General features: G+C 75.4%; 16 protein-coding genes and 1 riboswitch. Of the genes, 14 read left to right on the top strand and 2 right to left on the bottom strand.

The annotated features are described in order from the left end of the window. Positions 1–85 precede the first annotated feature (85 nt). The 7 genes from LHA26_RS14810 (at position 86) to cobJ (ending at position 9,023) form a co-directional block, all read left to right on the top strand. The gene (locus LHA26_RS14810; protein ID WP_252166348.1) at positions 86–1,060 is read left to right on the top strand and encodes an aldo/keto reductase; all 975 of its coding nucleotides are present in this window, start codon (positions 86–88) and stop codon (positions 1,058–1,060) included. Between the two features lie 53 nt (positions 1,061–1,113). Next, a riboswitch (cobalamin riboswitch) is annotated at positions 1,114–1,344 on the top strand. A 167-nt stretch (positions 1,345–1,511) separates the two neighbouring features. Then, entirely contained in the window at positions 1,512–2,549 is a 1,038-nt protein-coding gene (gene cobW / locus LHA26_RS14815; RefSeq protein WP_252166349.1) for a cobalamin biosynthesis protein CobW, read from the top strand. Next, positions 2,549–5,833 carry a cobaltochelatase subunit CobN gene (gene cobN / locus LHA26_RS14820; protein ID WP_252166350.1) on the top strand — a complete coding sequence of 1,095 codons (3,285 nt, stop codon included), beginning with the start codon at positions 2,549–2,551 and terminating at the stop codon, positions 5,831–5,833. Before cobW ends, cobN begins: the two co-directional genes overlap by 1 nt. Then, positions 5,830–6,942, top strand: coding sequence for a ferredoxin-like domain-containing protein (locus tag LHA26_RS14825; RefSeq protein WP_252166351.1), 1,113 nt, complete (start codon positions 5,830–5,832; stop codon positions 6,940–6,942). The genes cobN and LHA26_RS14825 overlap by 4 nt, the downstream gene beginning before the upstream one ends. Beyond that, a complete protein-coding gene (locus LHA26_RS14830; RefSeq protein ID WP_252166352.1) occupies positions 6,926–7,555 on the top strand; it encodes a precorrin-8X methylmutase in 630 nt (209 codons plus the stop codon). The genes LHA26_RS14825 and LHA26_RS14830 overlap by 17 nt, the downstream gene beginning before the upstream one ends. Beyond that, the gene (gene cobI / locus LHA26_RS14835; RefSeq protein ID WP_252166353.1) at positions 7,552–8,277 is read left to right on the top strand and encodes a precorrin-2 C(20)-methyltransferase; all 726 of its coding nucleotides are present in this window, start codon (positions 7,552–7,554) and stop codon (positions 8,275–8,277) included. Before LHA26_RS14830 ends, cobI begins: the two co-directional genes overlap by 4 nt. Then, complete coding sequence (cobJ, locus tag LHA26_RS14840) at positions 8,274–9,023, top strand: precorrin-3B C(17)-methyltransferase (protein ID WP_252166354.1); 750 nt, start codon at positions 8,274–8,276, stop codon at positions 9,021–9,023. The genes cobI and cobJ overlap by 4 nt, the downstream gene beginning before the upstream one ends. Here the strand turns inward: cobJ and LHA26_RS14845 are convergent. Then, a complete protein-coding gene (locus LHA26_RS14845; RefSeq protein ID WP_252166355.1) occupies positions 8,999–9,748 on the bottom strand; it encodes a cobalt-precorrin-6A reductase in 750 nt (249 codons plus the stop codon). The genes cobJ and LHA26_RS14845 overlap by 25 nt on opposite strands. Here LHA26_RS14845 and cbiE point away from each other — a divergent pair. The 7 genes from cbiE to LHA26_RS14880 are packed head-to-tail and all read left to right on the top strand — an operon-like array spanning position 9,747 to position 15,251. Continuing rightward, positions 9,747–10,958: a precorrin-6y C5,15-methyltransferase (decarboxylating) subunit CbiE gene (cbiE, locus tag LHA26_RS14850; RefSeq protein ID WP_252166356.1), complete on the top strand. Its 1,212-nt coding sequence runs from the start codon at positions 9,747–9,749 to the stop codon at positions 10,956–10,958. The genes LHA26_RS14845 and cbiE overlap by 2 nt on opposite strands. Next, positions 10,955–11,326: a cobalamin biosynthesis protein gene (locus tag LHA26_RS14855; protein WP_252166357.1), complete on the top strand. Its 372-nt coding sequence runs from the start codon at positions 10,955–10,957 to the stop codon at positions 11,324–11,326. Before cbiE ends, LHA26_RS14855 begins: the two co-directional genes overlap by 4 nt. Beyond that, positions 11,323–12,093 (top strand): precorrin-4 C(11)-methyltransferase, encoded by a 771-nt coding sequence (gene cobM, locus LHA26_RS14860; protein WP_252166358.1) that lies wholly within the window; start codon positions 11,323–11,325, stop codon positions 12,091–12,093. The genes LHA26_RS14855 and cobM overlap by 4 nt, the downstream gene beginning before the upstream one ends. Then, positions 12,090–13,409, top strand: coding sequence for a cobyrinic acid a,c-diamide synthase CobB (locus tag LHA26_RS14865; RefSeq protein ID WP_252166359.1), 1,320 nt, complete (start codon positions 12,090–12,092; stop codon positions 13,407–13,409). Before cobM ends, LHA26_RS14865 begins: the two co-directional genes overlap by 4 nt. Beyond that, positions 13,406–14,170: a precorrin-6A synthase (deacetylating) gene (gene cobF / locus LHA26_RS14870; protein ID WP_252166360.1), complete on the top strand. Its 765-nt coding sequence runs from the start codon at positions 13,406–13,408 to the stop codon at positions 14,168–14,170. Before LHA26_RS14865 ends, cobF begins: the two co-directional genes overlap by 4 nt. Beyond that, the gene (bluB, locus tag LHA26_RS14875) at positions 14,167–14,817 is read left to right on the top strand and encodes a 5,6-dimethylbenzimidazole synthase (RefSeq protein ID WP_252166361.1); all 651 of its coding nucleotides are present in this window, start codon (positions 14,167–14,169) and stop codon (positions 14,815–14,817) included. Before cobF ends, bluB begins: the two co-directional genes overlap by 4 nt. Before the next feature lie 23 nt (positions 14,818–14,840). Next, positions 14,841–15,251 (top strand): DUF1636 domain-containing protein, encoded by a 411-nt coding sequence (locus LHA26_RS14880; protein WP_252166362.1) that lies wholly within the window; start codon positions 14,841–14,843, stop codon positions 15,249–15,251. Here the strand turns inward: LHA26_RS14880 and LHA26_RS14885 are convergent. After that, positions 15,242–16,117, bottom strand: coding sequence for an oxidoreductase (locus tag LHA26_RS14885; RefSeq protein WP_252166363.1), 876 nt, complete (start codon positions 16,115–16,117; stop codon positions 15,242–15,244). The genes LHA26_RS14880 and LHA26_RS14885 overlap by 10 nt on opposite strands. Between the last annotated feature and the right edge of the window lie 80 nt (positions 16,118–16,197).

A 16,197-nucleotide genomic window follows, 5' to 3' on the forward strand; every position in this document is an offset into this window, starting at 1 on the left:
CCGTCGCCGCGCGGGCGAGGGGCGGGAACGGGGCGGGGCGGCGCCGGGTTGTGCGGGGGATCAGCGCCGCACGAAGGACATCGCCATGGCCCATTTCGCCCCTCCCGGTCCGCTCGGTTTCGGCGGCGCGCCGCTCGGCAACATGTTCGAGCCGGTCGACGAGGCCAACGCCGCCGCCGCGATCGACGCGGCGTGGGAGAGCGGGGTCCGCTATTTCGATACCGCGCCCCATTATGGCAGCGGCCTCTCCGAACATCGCTTCGGCGCCGCGCTGCGCGATCGCCCGCGGGACGAGTTCGTGCTCTCCACCAAGGTCGGCCGGCTGCTGCGGCCCGATCCGGCGCGGCCCGACAACCCGCCCTTTGTCGATGGCCTGCCCTTCCGCGTGGAGGTGGACTATAGCTATGACGGCGTGATGCGTTCGATCGAGGACAGCCTGCAGCGGCTCGGCCTCGCCAGCATCGATATCGCCTATGTCCACGATCTCGCCGAAGACCATCTCGGCGACGCCTGGGAAGAGGCGTTCGACACGGCGGTGGAGGGCGGCTTCCGCGCGCTCGCGGCGCTGCGCGAGCAGGGCGTCATCAAGGGCTGGGGGCTGGGCGTGAACCGCGTCGAACCCTGTATCCGCGCGCTCGAACGCGCCGATCCGGACGTGTTTCTGCTCGCCGGCCGCTACAGCCTGCTCAACCAGCCCGCGCTCGATCGCCTCTTTCCCTTCTGCGCCGAACGCGGCGTGCATGTCGTGGTCGGCGGCCCCTATAATTCGGGTCTGCTCGCGGGCGGCCGCACCTATGAATATCAGGACGCGCCCGCCGAGATGATCGCCCGGCGCGACCGGATCGCCGCGCTGTGCGCGGCGCATGGCGTCGATATCCGCGCGGCGGCGCTGCAATTCTGCGCCGCCCATCCGGTGGTCGCGGCGATCATCCCCGGCGCCAAGCGCGCGGACAAGGTGCGGGACAATGCGCGGCTGATGGCGGCGCCGATCCCCGGCGCCTTGTGGGACGCGCTGCGTCACGACCGGCTCATCCCCGAGGCGGCGCCCGTCCCGGCCTGATTGCCAGCCTGCGGCCAAGCGGCTAAGAGCGGCGTCGGGGCATGGCCACGCCACGCCCCGACGATCGCGCCGGTGCCCGGAAGGGCTTGAAAGGGAATGCGGTGCGGGCGCTTGGGCGCCCAAATCCGCGGCTGTCCCTGCAACTGTAAGCGGCGAGCGAGCGGGCCTGGCCCCCGGTTGATCCAGGGGGCGGCCACTGGGCGGTGCTTCGGCACGGCCCGGGAAGGCCGGACCGCAAGCTTTGACCCGCGAGCCAGGAGACCTGCCAGCGCACCGGTCGCTCTTGCCTTGATCCAGGGGATGGTCACGGCACGGTTCTCCGTCTGAGCGACGAAGCCATGCGGCCGGGGCCGCATCGGTGCGCGGCACGGGTGCTCTATCGCGCCCGCCCGTCGTCGCGTGCCGACCTCATGCCCCCGGTCGTGCCTCGTCGGCGCGATGCGGAGCCTGCATGACCGATCTCGCCAAAATTCCCGTCACCATCGTCACCGGCTTTCTCGGGGCGGGCAAGACGACGCTGATCGCGGCGCTGCTGCGCCGCAGCTCGGGCCGCCGCCTGGCGGTGATCGTCAACGAATTCGGCAGCCTGGGCGTGGATGGCGACATTCTCCAGGGCTGCGCCGTGCCCGATTGCCCGGCCGACCGGATCGTCGAGCTGGCCAATGGCTGCATCTGCTGCACCGTCGCGGACGATTTCGTGCCGACCATGGAGGCGCTGCTCGCGCTCTCGCCGCGCCCCGACCATATCCTGATCGAGACTTCGGGCCTGGCGCTGCCCAAGCCGCTGCTCAAGGCGTTCGACTGGCCGGCGATCCGCTCGCGCGTGACGGTCGACGGCGTGCTGGCGCTGGCCGATGGCGAGGCGGTAGCGGCGGGCCGGTTCGCGCCCGATCCCGCGGCGGTGGCGGCGCAGCGCGCGGCCGATGCCGGGATCGACCATGAGACTCCGCTCGAGGAGCTGTTCGGCGATCAGCTCGCCTGCGCCGATCTGGTGCTGCTCACCAAGCCCGATCTCGCCGGTCCGGCCGGGGTGGCGGCGGCGCGCGCGGTGATCGCCGCCGAAGCGCCACGGCCGCTGCCCGTGATCGAGCTGGTCGAGGGGGCGATCGATCCGGCGCTGGTGCTCGGGCTCGGAGCGGCTGCCGAGGATGATCTCGCCCAGCGCCCGTCGCATCATGACGGCGCCGAGGATCACGAGCATGACGATTTCGAGAGCCTCGTCGTCCACCTCGATGTGGTGGACAGCGCGGACGGGCTGGCGGCGCGGATCGCGACGCTCGCCGCCGCGCACGACGTGCTGCGCGTCAAGGGCCATGCGGCGGTGCTCGGCAAGCCGATGCGGCTCCTGGTGCAGGCGGTCGGCACGCGGGTGCGCACCGGTTATGATCGGCGCTGGCGCCCCGACGAGCCGCGCGAGACGCGGCTGGTGGTGATCGCCGAGCGCGGGCGGCTCGAGCCCGAGGCGGTGCGCGCGGCGCTGGCCGGCTGATGCATCTCGTCTTCCGCGAGAGCCATGGGCTCGAGACGGGCGCGGCGCCGCGCGCGCTCGGCCATGGCCCGGCCGATCTCGCCATCCTCTCCTTTTCGGACAGCGAGCTGGCGGGTTTCGCGGCGGGCTGGCGCGCGCTCGCCGAAGCGGCGGGCGAGGCGCCGCTGCCCCGGCTCAGCCTCGCCCCGCTCGCGCTGCTCGGCCATCCGCTGTCGGTGGACACCTATGTCGAGGAGACGCTGGGCACCGCGCGCGCGATTCTGGTGCGGCTGATCGGAGGGCGGGCCTATTGGCGCTATGGCCTGGACGAAATCGTCCGGCTGGCGCGCGCGCGGGGCATCGCGCTGGCGGTGCTGGCCGGCGACGGGCGCACCGATGCCGCGCTCGAGGCCTGCTCCACCCTCTCCCCCGCGCAGGTCGCGCGGCTGCGGCGCTGCTGCGAGACGGGCGGGGCCGCATCGGCGCGCGCCGCCCTCGCGCTGCTGGCGGAGGCGGGCGGGCTCGCGCTGCCGGCCTTCGCTCCGGCAACGCACGCGGACAGGCCGATCCCGCCAGTGGGCGGATGGCGGCCCGACGGCGCCGCCGATTGCCCCGCCGCCTTCGCGCTCACTGCACCACGCCCGCGCGCGCTGCTGCTCTTCTATCGCGCCTATCTGGTGGCGGAGGATGTCGCGCCGGTGGCGGCGCTCCACGCCGCGCTGGCGGCGCGCGGTTTCGCGGTGCTGGCGCTGTTCCTGCCCTCGCTCAAGGCCGAGGCGGCGTCGGCCTGGCTTGCGCGCTGGGCGGAGGCCCTCGCGCCGGACGTGATCCTCAATCTCACCGCCTTCTCGGCGCGCGGTGACGATGGCGCGACCCCGCTCGACGGCAGCGATGCGCCGGTGCTCCAGATCGCCCTGGCGACGTCGGATCGCGCGGCCTGGGCGGCGGCGCCGCGCGGCCTGTCGCCGGCCGATCTCGCCATGCATGTGGTGCTGCCCGAACTGGACGGGCGGCTCTTCGCCGGCGTGGCGAGCTTCAAGCAGGCGGCGGCGGGCGCCGCCGGGCCGGAGCAGGCGCCGCCACGCCACGCCCCCGAGCCGGAGCGGGTGGCGGCGATCGCCGATCGCGCGGCCGCCTGGGCGCGGCTGCGCGGCGTGACGCCGGCGGCGCGGCGGGTGGCGCTGATCCTCTCCACCTATCCGGGCCGACCGGACCAGATCGCGCATGCGGTGGGGCTGGACGCGCTGGGCTCGGCGGCGGCGCTGCTCGCCGACTGGCGGGCGGAGGGCATGGCAGTTCCCGCCAGCGATGCGGCGGACATCGCGGCGCGGCTCGCCGCGGCGCGGATCGCCTGGCCGCTCCATGCCTATCGCGCGGCGCTCGCCACGTTGCCGGCGGCTTTGGTCGAGGCGGTCGCGGCGGCCTGGGGGCCGCCCGAGGCGGACGCGGCGGTGGCGGGCGGCGCCTTCCACTTCGCCGCGATCGAGGCGGGCGCCGCGCTGATCGCGCTCCAGCCCGAGCGCGCGACGCCGGAGGGACGGAGCGACTCCTATCACGATCTCGGCCGCTGCCCGCGCCACGCCTATATCGCCTTCTATCTGTGGCTGCGCACGCGCGCGCCGGACGCGCTGATCCATCTCGGCGCGCATGGCACGCTCGAATGGCTGCCGGGCAAGGCGGTGGCGCTCTCGGGCGCCTGCTGGCCGGACGCGCTCGCCGGGGCGCTGCCGATCCTCTATCCCTTCATCGTCAACGATCCCGGCGAGGCGGCCCAGGCCAAGCGGAGGCTGGGGGCGGTGACGATCGGTCACGCCCCGCCGCCGCTGGCGACGAGCGGCGGCGGGGTCGGCACCGGCCGGCTCGAAACGCTGCTGGACGAATATGGCGGGGCGGACGGGCTGGATCCGCCGCGCCGCGCCCGGCTCGCCACCGCCATTGTCGAGGAGGCGGAGGCGCTCGGTCTCGGCGCGCTGCTGCGGCTCGGCGCCTCTTCCACGCCCGACGCGGCGCTGGCGCGGATCGACGCCTTTGTCTGCGACATGAAGGACAGCCAGTTTCCGGACGGGCTGCATCTGTTCGGGCGCGGGCCGCAGGGCGAGGCCGAGCGCGCCGGGCTGGCCGCCGGCCTGTCGGGCCGGCGCGTGGCGCCCGGCCCGGCGGGATCGCCCCATCGCGGACGCGCCGATGTGCTGCCCACCGGGCGCAATCTCTACAGCCTCGATCCGCGCGCGCTGCCCTCGCGCGATGCGCATGATCAGGGCGTGGCGCTCGCGGACGAGCTGCTGCGCCGGCATCTGCAGGACGAGGGCGACTATCCGCGCGCCGTGCTGGTCGATCTCTGGGGTTCGGCGACGATGCGCACCGCGGGGGAGGATTTCGCCATGGCGCTCCACCTGCTCGGGGTAGCGCCGATCTGGGATCATGGTTCGGCGCGGGTGACCGGGATCGAGATCCTCCCGCTGGCGATGCTCGACCGGCCGCGGATCGACGTGACGTTGCGCGTCTCGGGCCTGTTCCGCGATGCCTTTCCGGGGCTCTGCGCGCTGTTCGGCCAGGCCACCCGCCTGCTCGCCGCGCGCGACGAGCCGACCGACCAGAATCCCTTCGCCGGCGCCACCGTGGAACCGCGCGTCTTCGGGCCGGCGCCCGGGCGCTACGGCGTGGATCTGGGCGCGCTCGCCACCCGCTATGACGCGGACGCGCGCGAGGCGGCGGGGAAAGCGTGGCTCGCCGCCTCGGCCACCGCGCTCGACGCGGGCGACCGCGCCGATCCCGCCGGCCTGGCGCGGCGCGTGGCGGCGACGCAGGCCTTTCTCCATGTCCATGATCTGCCCGAGAGCGACAGCCTGGCCGGCATGGATCATGCCGCGCACCAGGCCGGCTTCGCCGCCGCGCAGCGCCTGCTGGGGCGCGCGGCGCCGCTCTACCATCTCGACAGCCGCGATCCCGCCCGGCCGCGCGCGCGAAGCCTGGCCGAGGAGCTGGCGCGCATCGTCCGCACGCGCGCGGCGCATCCGGGCTGGATCGCGGGCATGATGCGCCACGGCTTTCGCGGCGCCGCCGAGCTGGCGGCCGTGCTCGATCATCTCGGCGCCTATGCGCATCTCGCCGCCTGCGTCCCGCCCGAGCTGTTCGACCTCTACTATGCGGCGACGCTCGGCACGCCCGCGGTGCGCGCGTTCATGGCCTCCGCCAATCCCGAGGCGCTGGCCGCGCTCGAGGCGCGCTTCGCCGCGCTCCATGCCGCCGGCCTGTGGCGGAGCCGGAGCAACGCCCTCGTCGCCGCGCTGGCGGATCCGGCATGACGGCGCCGATCATCCATGGCTGGTGCCCCGATGCCGCGCGGCCGATGGCGGCGGGCGACGGGCTGCTCGCCCGGGCGCGACCGCCGCTCGGCCGGCTCGATCGCGCCGCCGCGCTGGCGCTGTGCGCCGCCGCCGCGCATCATGGCAGCGGCGCGATCGACTGCACCAACCGGGCCGGGCTGCAGCTGCGCGGCATCGGCGCGTCGGGCTGGCCGTCGCTCGCGGCGACGCTCGCCGCGCTCGACTGCGCGCCCGCCGGTCCGGCGCTGATGGTCGCGCCCGATTGGCGGCGCGGCGATCGCAGCCACAGGCTGGCGCGGGCGCTGCGGCCCCGGCTCGCCGCGCTGCCGCCGCTGCCCGCCAAGTTCAGCCTCGCCATCGATGCCGGGCGCGGGCCGATCCTGGCCGACACGCCCGCCGATCTCCGCCTCGAGCGCGCGGCGGACGGCGGCTTGATGCTGCGCGCGGACGGGCGCGCGACGGGCGTGGCGATCGGCGAGGACGAGGCGCCCGATGCGGTCGCCGCCCTGATCGCGTGGTTTCTCGCCAGTGGCGGCGCGGCGGCGGGGCGGATGGCGCGTCACGCCGCGCCGCTGCCGCGCTGGGCGACCGGCACGCTCCGGCCGGCGCCCCCCCGGCCGCCGCTCACGCCCGGCGCGCACCGCCTCGGCGCGGTGCACGCGCTCGCCTTCGGGCGGATCGCGGCGCGCGATCTCGCGGCGCTGATCATCGCGCGCGGCGCGCGGGCGGTGCGGGTCACCCCCTGGCGCGCGCTGCTTCTGGAGGGCGCGACGGCCGATCCGGCGGCCGACAGCGCGGCGGCGCGGGCGGTGGATGCCTGTGTCGGCGCGCCCGCCTGTCCGCAGGCGAGCGTCGCCACCCGCGCGCTGGCCGAGGCACTGGCGCCGCTTGTGCCGGGCAGCCTCCATGTTTCGGGCTGCGCCAAGGGCTGCGCGCGGCCGGCGCCGGCGGACATCATGCTCACCGGCCGCGCCGGTGCCTTCGATCTCGCCCGCGCCGCGCGCGCCGGCGATCCCCCCGCGCGTCGCGGCCTCGATGCCGCCGCGCTGATCGCCGCCTTCGGAGCCGCACGTGCCGCACCACTATGAAATCGATGGCGCCGCCATCTACCGCCAGAGCTTCGCCATCATCCGCGCCGAGGCGGCGCTGGCCCGGTTCGACGCCGAGGAGGAGCCGGTGGCGGTGCGAATGATCCACGCCGCCGGCATGGTGGCGCTGGCGCCGCACATCCGCTTCTCGCCCGGTTTCGCGCGGGCGGCGCGCGATGCGCTGGCGGCGGGCGCGCCGATCCTGTGCGACGCGCGCATGGTGCGCGAGGGCATCACCCGCGCCCGGCTGCCGGCGGACAATGCCGCCCTCTGCCTGCTCGACGCGCCGGGCCTGGCGGCGCTGGCGGCGCGGCTCGGCACCACCCGCTCGGCGGCGGCGGTGACGCTGTGGCGGCCCCATCTCGAAGGCGCGGTGGTGGCGATCGGCAATGCGCCGACCGCGCTCTTCCAGCTGCTCGAGATGCTGGAGGCGCCGGACTGCCCGCGTCCGGCGGCGATCCTCGGGTGCCCGGTGGGGTTCGTCGGCGCGGCGGAATCCAAGGCGGCCTTGTGGGCGGCCGCGCCGGTGCCCTGCGCGATCGTGGAAGGGCGGCTGGGCGGCAGCGCGATCGCCGCCGCCGCGCTCAACGCGCTCGCGAGCCGCGCCGAATGAGCGCGGGCACGATCCATGGCGTCGGCCTCGGCCCCGGCGCGCCCGACCTGATGAGCGTGCGGGCCGATCGGCTGGTGCGCGCCACGCGCCACATCGCCTTTTTCCGAAAGCGCGGCCGCCCCGGCCATGCGCGGCGCATCGTCGAGGGGCTGCTCCGCGCGGATGCGGTGGAGCATGCGATGGACTATCCGCTCACCACCGAGCTGCCGCCCGACCATCCCGATTATCGCGCGCGCCTCGCCGCCTTCTACGCCTGCCATGCCGATCATCTCGCCGCGCTCGCGGCGGCGGGCGAGGAGGTGGTGGTGCTGTGCGAGGGCGATCCCTTTTTCTACGGCTCCTTCATGCATCTCTATACCCGGCTGGCGCCGCGCGCGGCGGTGCGGGTGGTGCCCGGCATCACCGGCATGTCGGGCGCCTGGACCGCGACCGGCACGCCGATCACCTGGGGCGACGATGTGCTGACCGTCGCGATGGCGACGCTGCCCGAGCCCGAGCTTACTCGCCGCATCCGCGATACCGACGCGCTGGTGGTGATGAAGATCGGCCGGCATCTGCCCAAGCTGCGCCGCGCGATCGCCGCCGCCGGGCGCGAACGCGCGGCCTATCTGGTGGAATATGCCGCGATGGCGGGCGAGCGCATCGTGCCGATCGCCGAGGCGGCGGCGCGCGCGCCCTATTTCTCGATCGCGCTCATCCATGGCCAGGGGCGGCGGCCATGAGCGGCTGGCTGGCGGTGGCTGGGCTCGGCCCGGGCGATGCGGCGCTGATCACGCCGGAGGTGCGGGAGACGCTTGCCGAGGCGAGCGATCTGCTCGGCTATGGCCCCTATGTCGCGCGGGTGGCGGCGCGGCCCGGGCTCGCTATCCACCCCAGCGACAATCGCGAGGAGCTGGCGCGCGCCCGCCACGGCTTGGCGCTGGCGGCGGCGGGCGCGCGCGCGGTGCTGGTCTGCTCGGGCGATCCCGGCGTGTTCGCCATGGCCGCCGCGGTGTGCGAGGCGATCGAGACCGGACCACCGGAATGGGCGGCGCTGGATCTGCGCATCCTGCCCGGAATCACCGCCATGCTCGCCGCCAGCGCGCGCGCGGGCGCGCCGCTGGGCCATGATTTCTGCGCGATCAATCTGTCCGACAATCTCAAGCCCTGGCCGCTGCTGGCGCGGCGGCTGGCGCTGGCGGCCGAGGCGGATTTCGCGATCGCGCTCTACAATCCGCGCTCGCGCGCGCGGCCGGACACGCTCGACCGGGCGTTCGATCTGCTGCGCGGCGCGGTCGGCGGCGCGCGGCCGGTGCTGTTCGCGCGCGCGCTCTACAGCGCCGAGGAGCGGCTCGAGATCGTGGCTCTGGCAGAAGCCCGGGGCGCGATGGCCGACATGCGGACGCTGGTGCTGATCGGCAGCAGCCGCACCCGGCTCGTGCCGCGCCCGCGTGGCGCGCTGCTCTACACGCCGCGGTCGGCCGCATGATCGAGCCAGCGCAGCACCGCCGCCACCGTCTCCACCTCCGCGCGCGGCGGCAGGACGGGGCGGTCGATCATCAGCACCGGCAGGCCGAGCGCGCGCGCCGCCTCGAGCTTGGCGATGGCGCCGTCGCCGCCGGCGTTCTTGGCGACGACCAGATCGATGCCGTGGGCGCGCATCAGCGCCGCCTCGCTTTCGGCGGTGAAGGGGCCGCGCGCCACCAAGAGGGTGTGATCGGGCAGCGGCGGCGGCAGCGGCGCGGGCTCGATGAAGCGCAGCAGGTAAAAATGCTGGGGCTGGGCGGCGAAGGCGGCGACATGCATGCGGCCGAGCGCCAGCATCACGCGGCGTTGCGCGCCCGCCAGCGCCGCCACCGCGGCGGCGATATCGGCGACCGCGCGCCAGCGATCCCCCGGCTGCGGCCGCCAGGCGGGGCGGGTGAGCGCGAGCAGCGGCACGCCGGCCGCCGCCGCCGCCGTGACGGCATGCGCGCTGATCTGCGCGGCGAAGGCATGGGTGGCGTCCACCACATGGCTGATGCGCTCGGCGCGGAGATAGGCCGCGAGCCCGTCCGCGCCGCCGAAGCCGCCGATCCGCACCGGCACCGGCTGGGCGCGCGGCGCGGCGGTGCGGCCGGCATAGCTCAGCACCGCCGCGATGCCGCGCGCGGCGAGCGCGGCGGCGAGCGCGCTGGCTTCGCCGGTGCCGCCCAGCACGAGGCAGCGCGGCATGGCTGAGGCGGATCCCTGGCTGACGATCATCGGTATCGGCGAGGATGGACCGGATGGCCTGTCCGCCGCAAGCCGCGCGGCGCTGGCGGCGGCCGAAACGGTGATCGGCGCGCCGCGCCATCTCGCGCTGCTCGGCCCCGTGGCGGCGGGCGAGCGCCTCGCCTGGCCGGTGCCCTTCGCCGATGGCCTGGCGCTGCTCCGCGCGCGGCGGGGCCGGCGGGTGGCGATGCTCGCCTCGGGCGATCCCTTCTGGTTCGGCGCCGGATCGCGCGTCGTCCGCATGCTCGATCCGGGCGAATGGATCGCGCATCCCGGCCCGTCCAGCTTCGCGCTGGCCGCCGCCCGGCTGGGCTGGCCGCTGGAGACGACCGAATGTCTCGGCCTCCATGCCGCGCCGCTGACCCGGCTGCGGCCGCTGCTCGCGCCCGGACGGCACCTGTTGCTGCTGCTGCGCGATGGCGCGGCGGTTCCGGCTGTGGCGGCCTATCTCGCGGCGCAGGGGTTCGGCGACAGCCTACTCCACGCGCTCGAGGCGCTGGGCGGCCCGCGCGAACGTATCCGCCATGGCCATGCCGCCGCCGCCGCGCTGGAGTGGAGCGATTGCGCCCATCCCGTCGCGCTCGGCGTGGCGGTGGCGGGGGCGGGGTCGACGCTGCCGCTGGTGACGGGCCGCGAAGATGGCTGGTTCGCGCAGGACGGCCAGCTCACCAAGGCGCCGGTCCGCGCGCTGACGCTGGCGGCGCTCGCGCCGCGCGCGGGGGAGCGGCTATGGGATATCGGCGCGGGTTCGGGATCGGTGGCGATCGAATGGCTGCTCGCCCATCCCTCGACCGAGGCGATCGGCTTCGAGGCCGATCCCGCCCGCGCGGCGCGCGCCGCCGACACCGCCGCGCGCTTAGGGGTGGACCGGCTGCAGCTCGTCACCGGCGTCGCGCCCGCCTGCCTCGCCGAGGCGCCGGTGCCCGACGCGGTGTTCGTCGGCGGCGGGCTGACCGATGCGCTGCTCGCGGCGCTGGTCGCGCGGTGCCGGCCGTGCACGCGACTCGTCGCCAATGCCGTGACGCTGGAGACGGAGGCGCTGCTGACCGCCTGGCATGCGGCGCGCGGCGGCCGGTTGCTGCGCATCGACCTCGCCGAGGCGGCGCCGCTGGGCGGCCGGCGCGGATGGAAGCCGCGCTACCCGATCGTGCAATGGAGCGGCCTGCTGTGATCGTGGCGGGCCTTGGCTGGACGGGCGCCATCGACGCGCGGGCGCTCGCGGCGGCGCTGGCGGGCGCCCGCGCGCTGGGCGGAGGCGTGCGGCCGGATCGGCTCGCCGTGCCGGCGGATCGGGCGGAGGCGCTCGCGCCCGTGGCGGCGATGCTGGGCGTGGCGGTGGTGGCGGTGCCGGCTGCCGCGCTGCGCGCGATCGCCACGCCGAGCTGGTCCGCCGCATGCCAGGCGGCGCGTGGCGTCGGCAGCGTCGCGGAGGCGGCCGCGCTGGCCGCCGCCGGGCCGGGCGCGCGGCTGATCGTGCCGCGCCTTATTTCCCCCGATCGCCGCGCCACCTGCGCGCTGGCCCAAGGAGATCGCGCATGACCGTCCACTTCATCGGCGCCGGGCCCGGCGCGCCCGATCTGCTGACGCTCCGCGCGCGCGACCGCATCGCCGCCGCCCCGGTCTGCCTCTATGCGGGCTCGCTGGTGCCGGCGGAGATCCTCGGCCATTGTCCGGCCGGCGCCCGGCTCGTCGATACCGCGCCGCTGTCGCTCGACGCCATCATCGCCGAGATGCGCGCCGCCGACGCCGCCGGGCTGGACGTGGCGCGGCTGCACTCGGGCGATCTCTCGATCTGGTCCGCCATGGGCGAGCAGCTGCGCCGGCTGCGGGCGCTCGGCATCGCCTACACCGTCACGCCCGGCGTGCCGGCCTTCGCCGCCGCCGCCGCCGCGCTCGAGGCCGAGCTGACGCTGCCCGGCCGTGCCCAGTCGCTGGTGCTCACCCGCACGCCCGGGCGCGCCAGCGCGATGGCGGACAATGAGCGGCTCGCCGCCTTCGCCGCCACCGGGGCGACGCTGGCGATCCACCTCTCCATCCATGCGCTCGAAGCCCTGGTGGCGGAGCTGGTGCCGCTGCGCGGCGCCGATTGCCCGGCCGCGATCGTGTGGCGGGCGAGCTGGCCGGATGAGCAGCTGGTGCGTGCGCCGCTCGGCGAGCTGGTCGCGGCGGCGGCCGGGCGGGACCGGCCGGAACGGACCGCGCTGATCCTTGTGGGCACGGTGCTGGCGCCCGGCGACTTCGACGAGAGCCGGCTCTACGCCGCCGACTATCCGCGCCGCTTCCGCCACGCGGCGGGGCCGCGATGACGCCGGGTCTGCTGATCGGCGCGCCCGCCTCGCGCAGCGGCAAGACGAGCGTGATGCTCGGGCTGGCGCGCGCCTTTCGCGACCAGGGGCTGCGCGTCCAGCCCTTCAAGAGCGGACCCGACTATATTGATCCCATCTTCCACCAGGCGGCGACGGGGCGGCCCGCCTTCACGCTCGACAGCTGGGCGATGCCGGGAGCGCTGCTGGATGGGCTGGCGGGCGCGGGCGAAGATGCCGATCTCGTCCTCGCCGAAGGATCGATGGGGCTGTTCGATGGGGTCGCGCGGCCGGGCGCCGCCGGCACCGGGGCGAGCGCGGATCTCGCGCGGCGGCTCGGCTGGCCAGTGCTGCTGGTGCTCGATCTGGCGGGGCAGGCGCAATCGGCCGGCGCCACCGCGCTCGGCTTCGCGGCGTTCGATCCCGGCGTGCGGGTGGCGGGGGTGATCCTCAACCGCGTCGCCAGCGAGCGGCATGGCCGGCTGGCGCGCGCCGGGCTGGAGCGCGCCGGTCTGCCCGTGTTCGGCGCGCTGCCGCGCCGCGCGGGGCTGAGCCTGCCCGAGCGGCATCTCGGTCTGGTGCAGGCGGCGGAGCATCCCGCGCTGGAGGCGTGCATCGCCGATCATGCCGCCTTTCTCGCCGCGCATGTCGATCTCGCGGCGGTGCGCCGGGCGGCCGGGGCGACCGGCCCCGCCGCGCCGCCTACGGCGCCGGCGCGCGCCTGCCCGCCACCCGGCCAGCGCATCGCGCTCGCCTGGGACCGGGCCTTCTCCTTCGCCTATCCGCATATCCTGGCCGGCTGGCGGGCGGCGGGAGCCGAGATCCTGCCCTTCTCGCCGCTTGCCGACGAGCCGCCCGACGCCGCGGCCGACATGGTCTGGCTGCCCGGCGGCTATCCCGAGCTGCACGCCGGCGCGCTGGCGGCGGCGCTGCGCTTCAAGGCTGGGCTGACGCGCCACGCCGAGCGCGGCGCGGTGCATGGCGAGTGCGGCGGCTATATGGTGCTGGGCGCGGGGCTGGTGGATGCCGAAGGCGGCCGCCACGCCATGGCCGGGCTGCTCGGGCTCGAGACGAGCTATGCGGCGCGGCGCCTGCACCTGGGCTACCGCCTCGCGCGGCTCGGCGCGCCGCTCGGCCGGCTGCCGGAGGGATCGGCGCTGCGCGGCCATGAATTCCATTATTCCTCCATCCTTGCCCAGCCCGATCCGCCCCTCGCGGCGGTGTGCGACGCCGATGGCGCGCCGGTCGCGGAAACCGGATCGCGGCGCGGCCGGGTGAGCGGCAGCTTCTTCCATCTCGTCGCGGCGGAGGCGGCATGATCGAGCTGGCGCTGATCGGAATGGGCAGCGGCCATCCCGATCACCTCACCCGCGCCGCCGAACGGGCGCTGGCCGCCGCCGATCTGGTGCTGGTGCCGCGCAAGGCCGAGGCGCCGGCGCTGGCCGCGCTGCGCCGCGCGCTGTGCGCCCGGCTTCTGCGGGCGGGGGCGCGCATTGTCGAATTCGATCTGCCCCGCCGCGATCCGGACGGCGCCTATCTCGCCGAGGTGGCGGCCTGGCATGCGGCGATCGCCGGGCTGTGGCGCACGCATCTCGCCGAAGGGCTGCCCGCGGGCGGCCGCGCGGCGCTGCTGATCTGGGGCGATCCCGCGCTGTACGACAGCAGCCTGCGCATCGCAGCGCGGACGGCCGCGGCGGGCCTGGCGCTGCGCGTGCGCGTGGTGCCGGGGATCAGCAGCCTCCAGCTTCTCACCGCCGCTCATGCCATTCCGCTCAACCCGCTGGCGGGGCCGGTGCTGATCACCACCGGCCGCCGGTTGCGCGCGGAAGGCTGGCCGGACGGCGTCGACAGTCTCGCTGTGATGCTCGACGGCGATTGCGCCTTCGAGACCGTGCGCGCGCGTCCGGTGACGATCTGGTGGGGCGCCTATCTGGGTCTGGCCGAGGAAAGCCTGCTCGCTGGGCCGCTTGACCGGCTCGGTCCCGAGATCCGCGCGCGCCGAGCCGCGCTGCGCGCCGAGCGAGGCTGGATCATGGACATCTATCTGATGCGGCGCGGCGCCGACCTCTCCCTGGCATGACGACGGAGGCGCCCCCCGCCGGCGAGGCCGATCTGATCGCGGCGCTGGACCGGCTGCTGCGCTGGCGGCGCGACGTGCGCCGCTTCCGCACGGATCCGATCGATCCGGCGGTGATGGAGGCGTTGCTCGCCACCACCGCGCACGCGCCGTCGGTGGGCAATGCGCAGCCCTGGCGGATCGTGCGCGTCCGCTCCGCCGCCGCCCGCGCCGCGCTGCGCGCGCATGTCGAGGCCGAGACCGAACGCGCCGCCGCCGCCCAGCGCGACGCCGCGCGGCGGGCCCGGCACCGGGCGCTCAAGCTGCACGGGCTGGACGCCGCGCCCGAGCTGATCGCCATGTTCAGCGACGAGGCGCCGGCCGCCGGCCATGGCCTGGGGATCGCCACCATGCGCGAGGCGCTGCGCTACTCCACCGTGCTCGCCGTCCACGGCCTTTGGCTGGCGGCGCGGGCGCGCGGCATCGGCCTGGGCTGGGTATCGATCCTGCGCCCCGAGGCGGTGGCGGCGCTGCTCGAAGTGCCGCCGGAGTGGCAACTGATCGGGTTGCTCTGCCTCGGCTATCCGGTGGAGGAACAGACCCGGCCGGAACTGGAGCGCGCGGGCTGGCAGGCCCGCGAGCCGTGGCGCGACCGGGTGTTCGAACGATGACGGCAAGCGAGGAGACACGGCCGATGTGGAAGCGGACCGGCGATGCGCCGACCCTGGTGGTATGCGGCACCTGTCGCCATGCGGCGGACATGCGCGAGGACGAGACGGGGCAGCGCGGCGGCGCGCGGCTGGCCGAGGCGCTGGAGGCGGCGCAGGCGGCGGATCCGCGCAACGACGGAATTGTCGTCGAGCGCATGAACTGCCTGTTCGCCTGCGCCGCGCATTGCGCCGTGCATCTGCGCGCGCCGGGCAAGATCGGCTATGTGCTGGGTCGGTTCACGCCCGATGCGGAGGCGGCCGAGGCGCTGCTCGCCTTCGCCCGCGCCTATGCCGCGAGCGCGGAAGGACGAGTGCCCTTCCGCGCCTGGCCCGCCGGGGTGAAGGGGCATTTCCTCGCGCGGGTGCCCCCGGCCGGGCTCGTCCTTCAGGAGTGAGCGGGCGGCGTGGCGGCGATGCCGTCCAGCGCGGCGCGCGCCGCTTCGTCGAGAATGATAGCGCCCGCCGCCATATTCTCGGCGAGATGGGCGGTCGAGCGCGTCCCCGGGATCAGCAGGATATTGGGGCTGCGCTGCAACAGCCAGGCCAGCGCCACCTGCATCGGGGTCGCCCCCAGCCGCGCGGCGACCGTTTCGAGCGCGGCGGACTGGAGCGGGGTGAAGCCGCCGAGCGGGAAGAAGGGCACATAGGCGATGCCCTCGGCCGCCAGCGCGTCGATCAGCGCGTCGTCGCCGCGATGCGCGAGGTTATACTGGTTCTGGACGCATATGATCGGTGCGACCCGGCGCGCCGCCGCGACCTGCGCGGCGGTGACGTTGCTCACGCCGATATGGCCGATCACGCCCTCCGCCTGGAGCGCCGCGAGCACCGCGATCTCGGCTTCCACCGGGCCTTCCGCCGCGCCATGTCCATCGCCCCAGAAGCGCATGTTGACGATGTCGAGCCGATCGACGCCCAGGGCGGCGCACGTGTCCGCCACCTGTCGACGCAGCGCCTCGGGCGCCTTGTCTTCAATCCACTCGCCCGCCGGACCGCGCCGCGCGCCGACCTTGCTGACGATCGTCAGCCCGGCCGGATAGGGGGCGAGCGCCTCGCGGATCAGCTCGTTGACGATGCGCGGACCGTAGAGATCGGCGGTGTCGATATGATCGACCCCGGCGGCGAGCGCGGCGCGCAGCACCGCCAGCGAGGCCGCGCGATCGGCGGGCGGCCCGAACACGCCGGGCCCGGCGAGCTGCATCGCGCCAAAGCCGATGCGCCGCACCATGCGATCGCCCAGCCGATACTCAGTGTTCGCGTCCATCGTCCAACTCCTTGCTTGCGTGGCGGCGAGTTAGGCCTTGCGCGATCGCGCGATAAGCGGGCACAGGCCGCACGGGCTGT

It is taken from the genome of Sphingomonas morindae (assembly GCF_023822065.1).
Taxonomy (GTDB): Bacteria; Pseudomonadota; Alphaproteobacteria; order Sphingomonadales; family Sphingomonadaceae; genus Solisphingomonas; species Solisphingomonas morindae.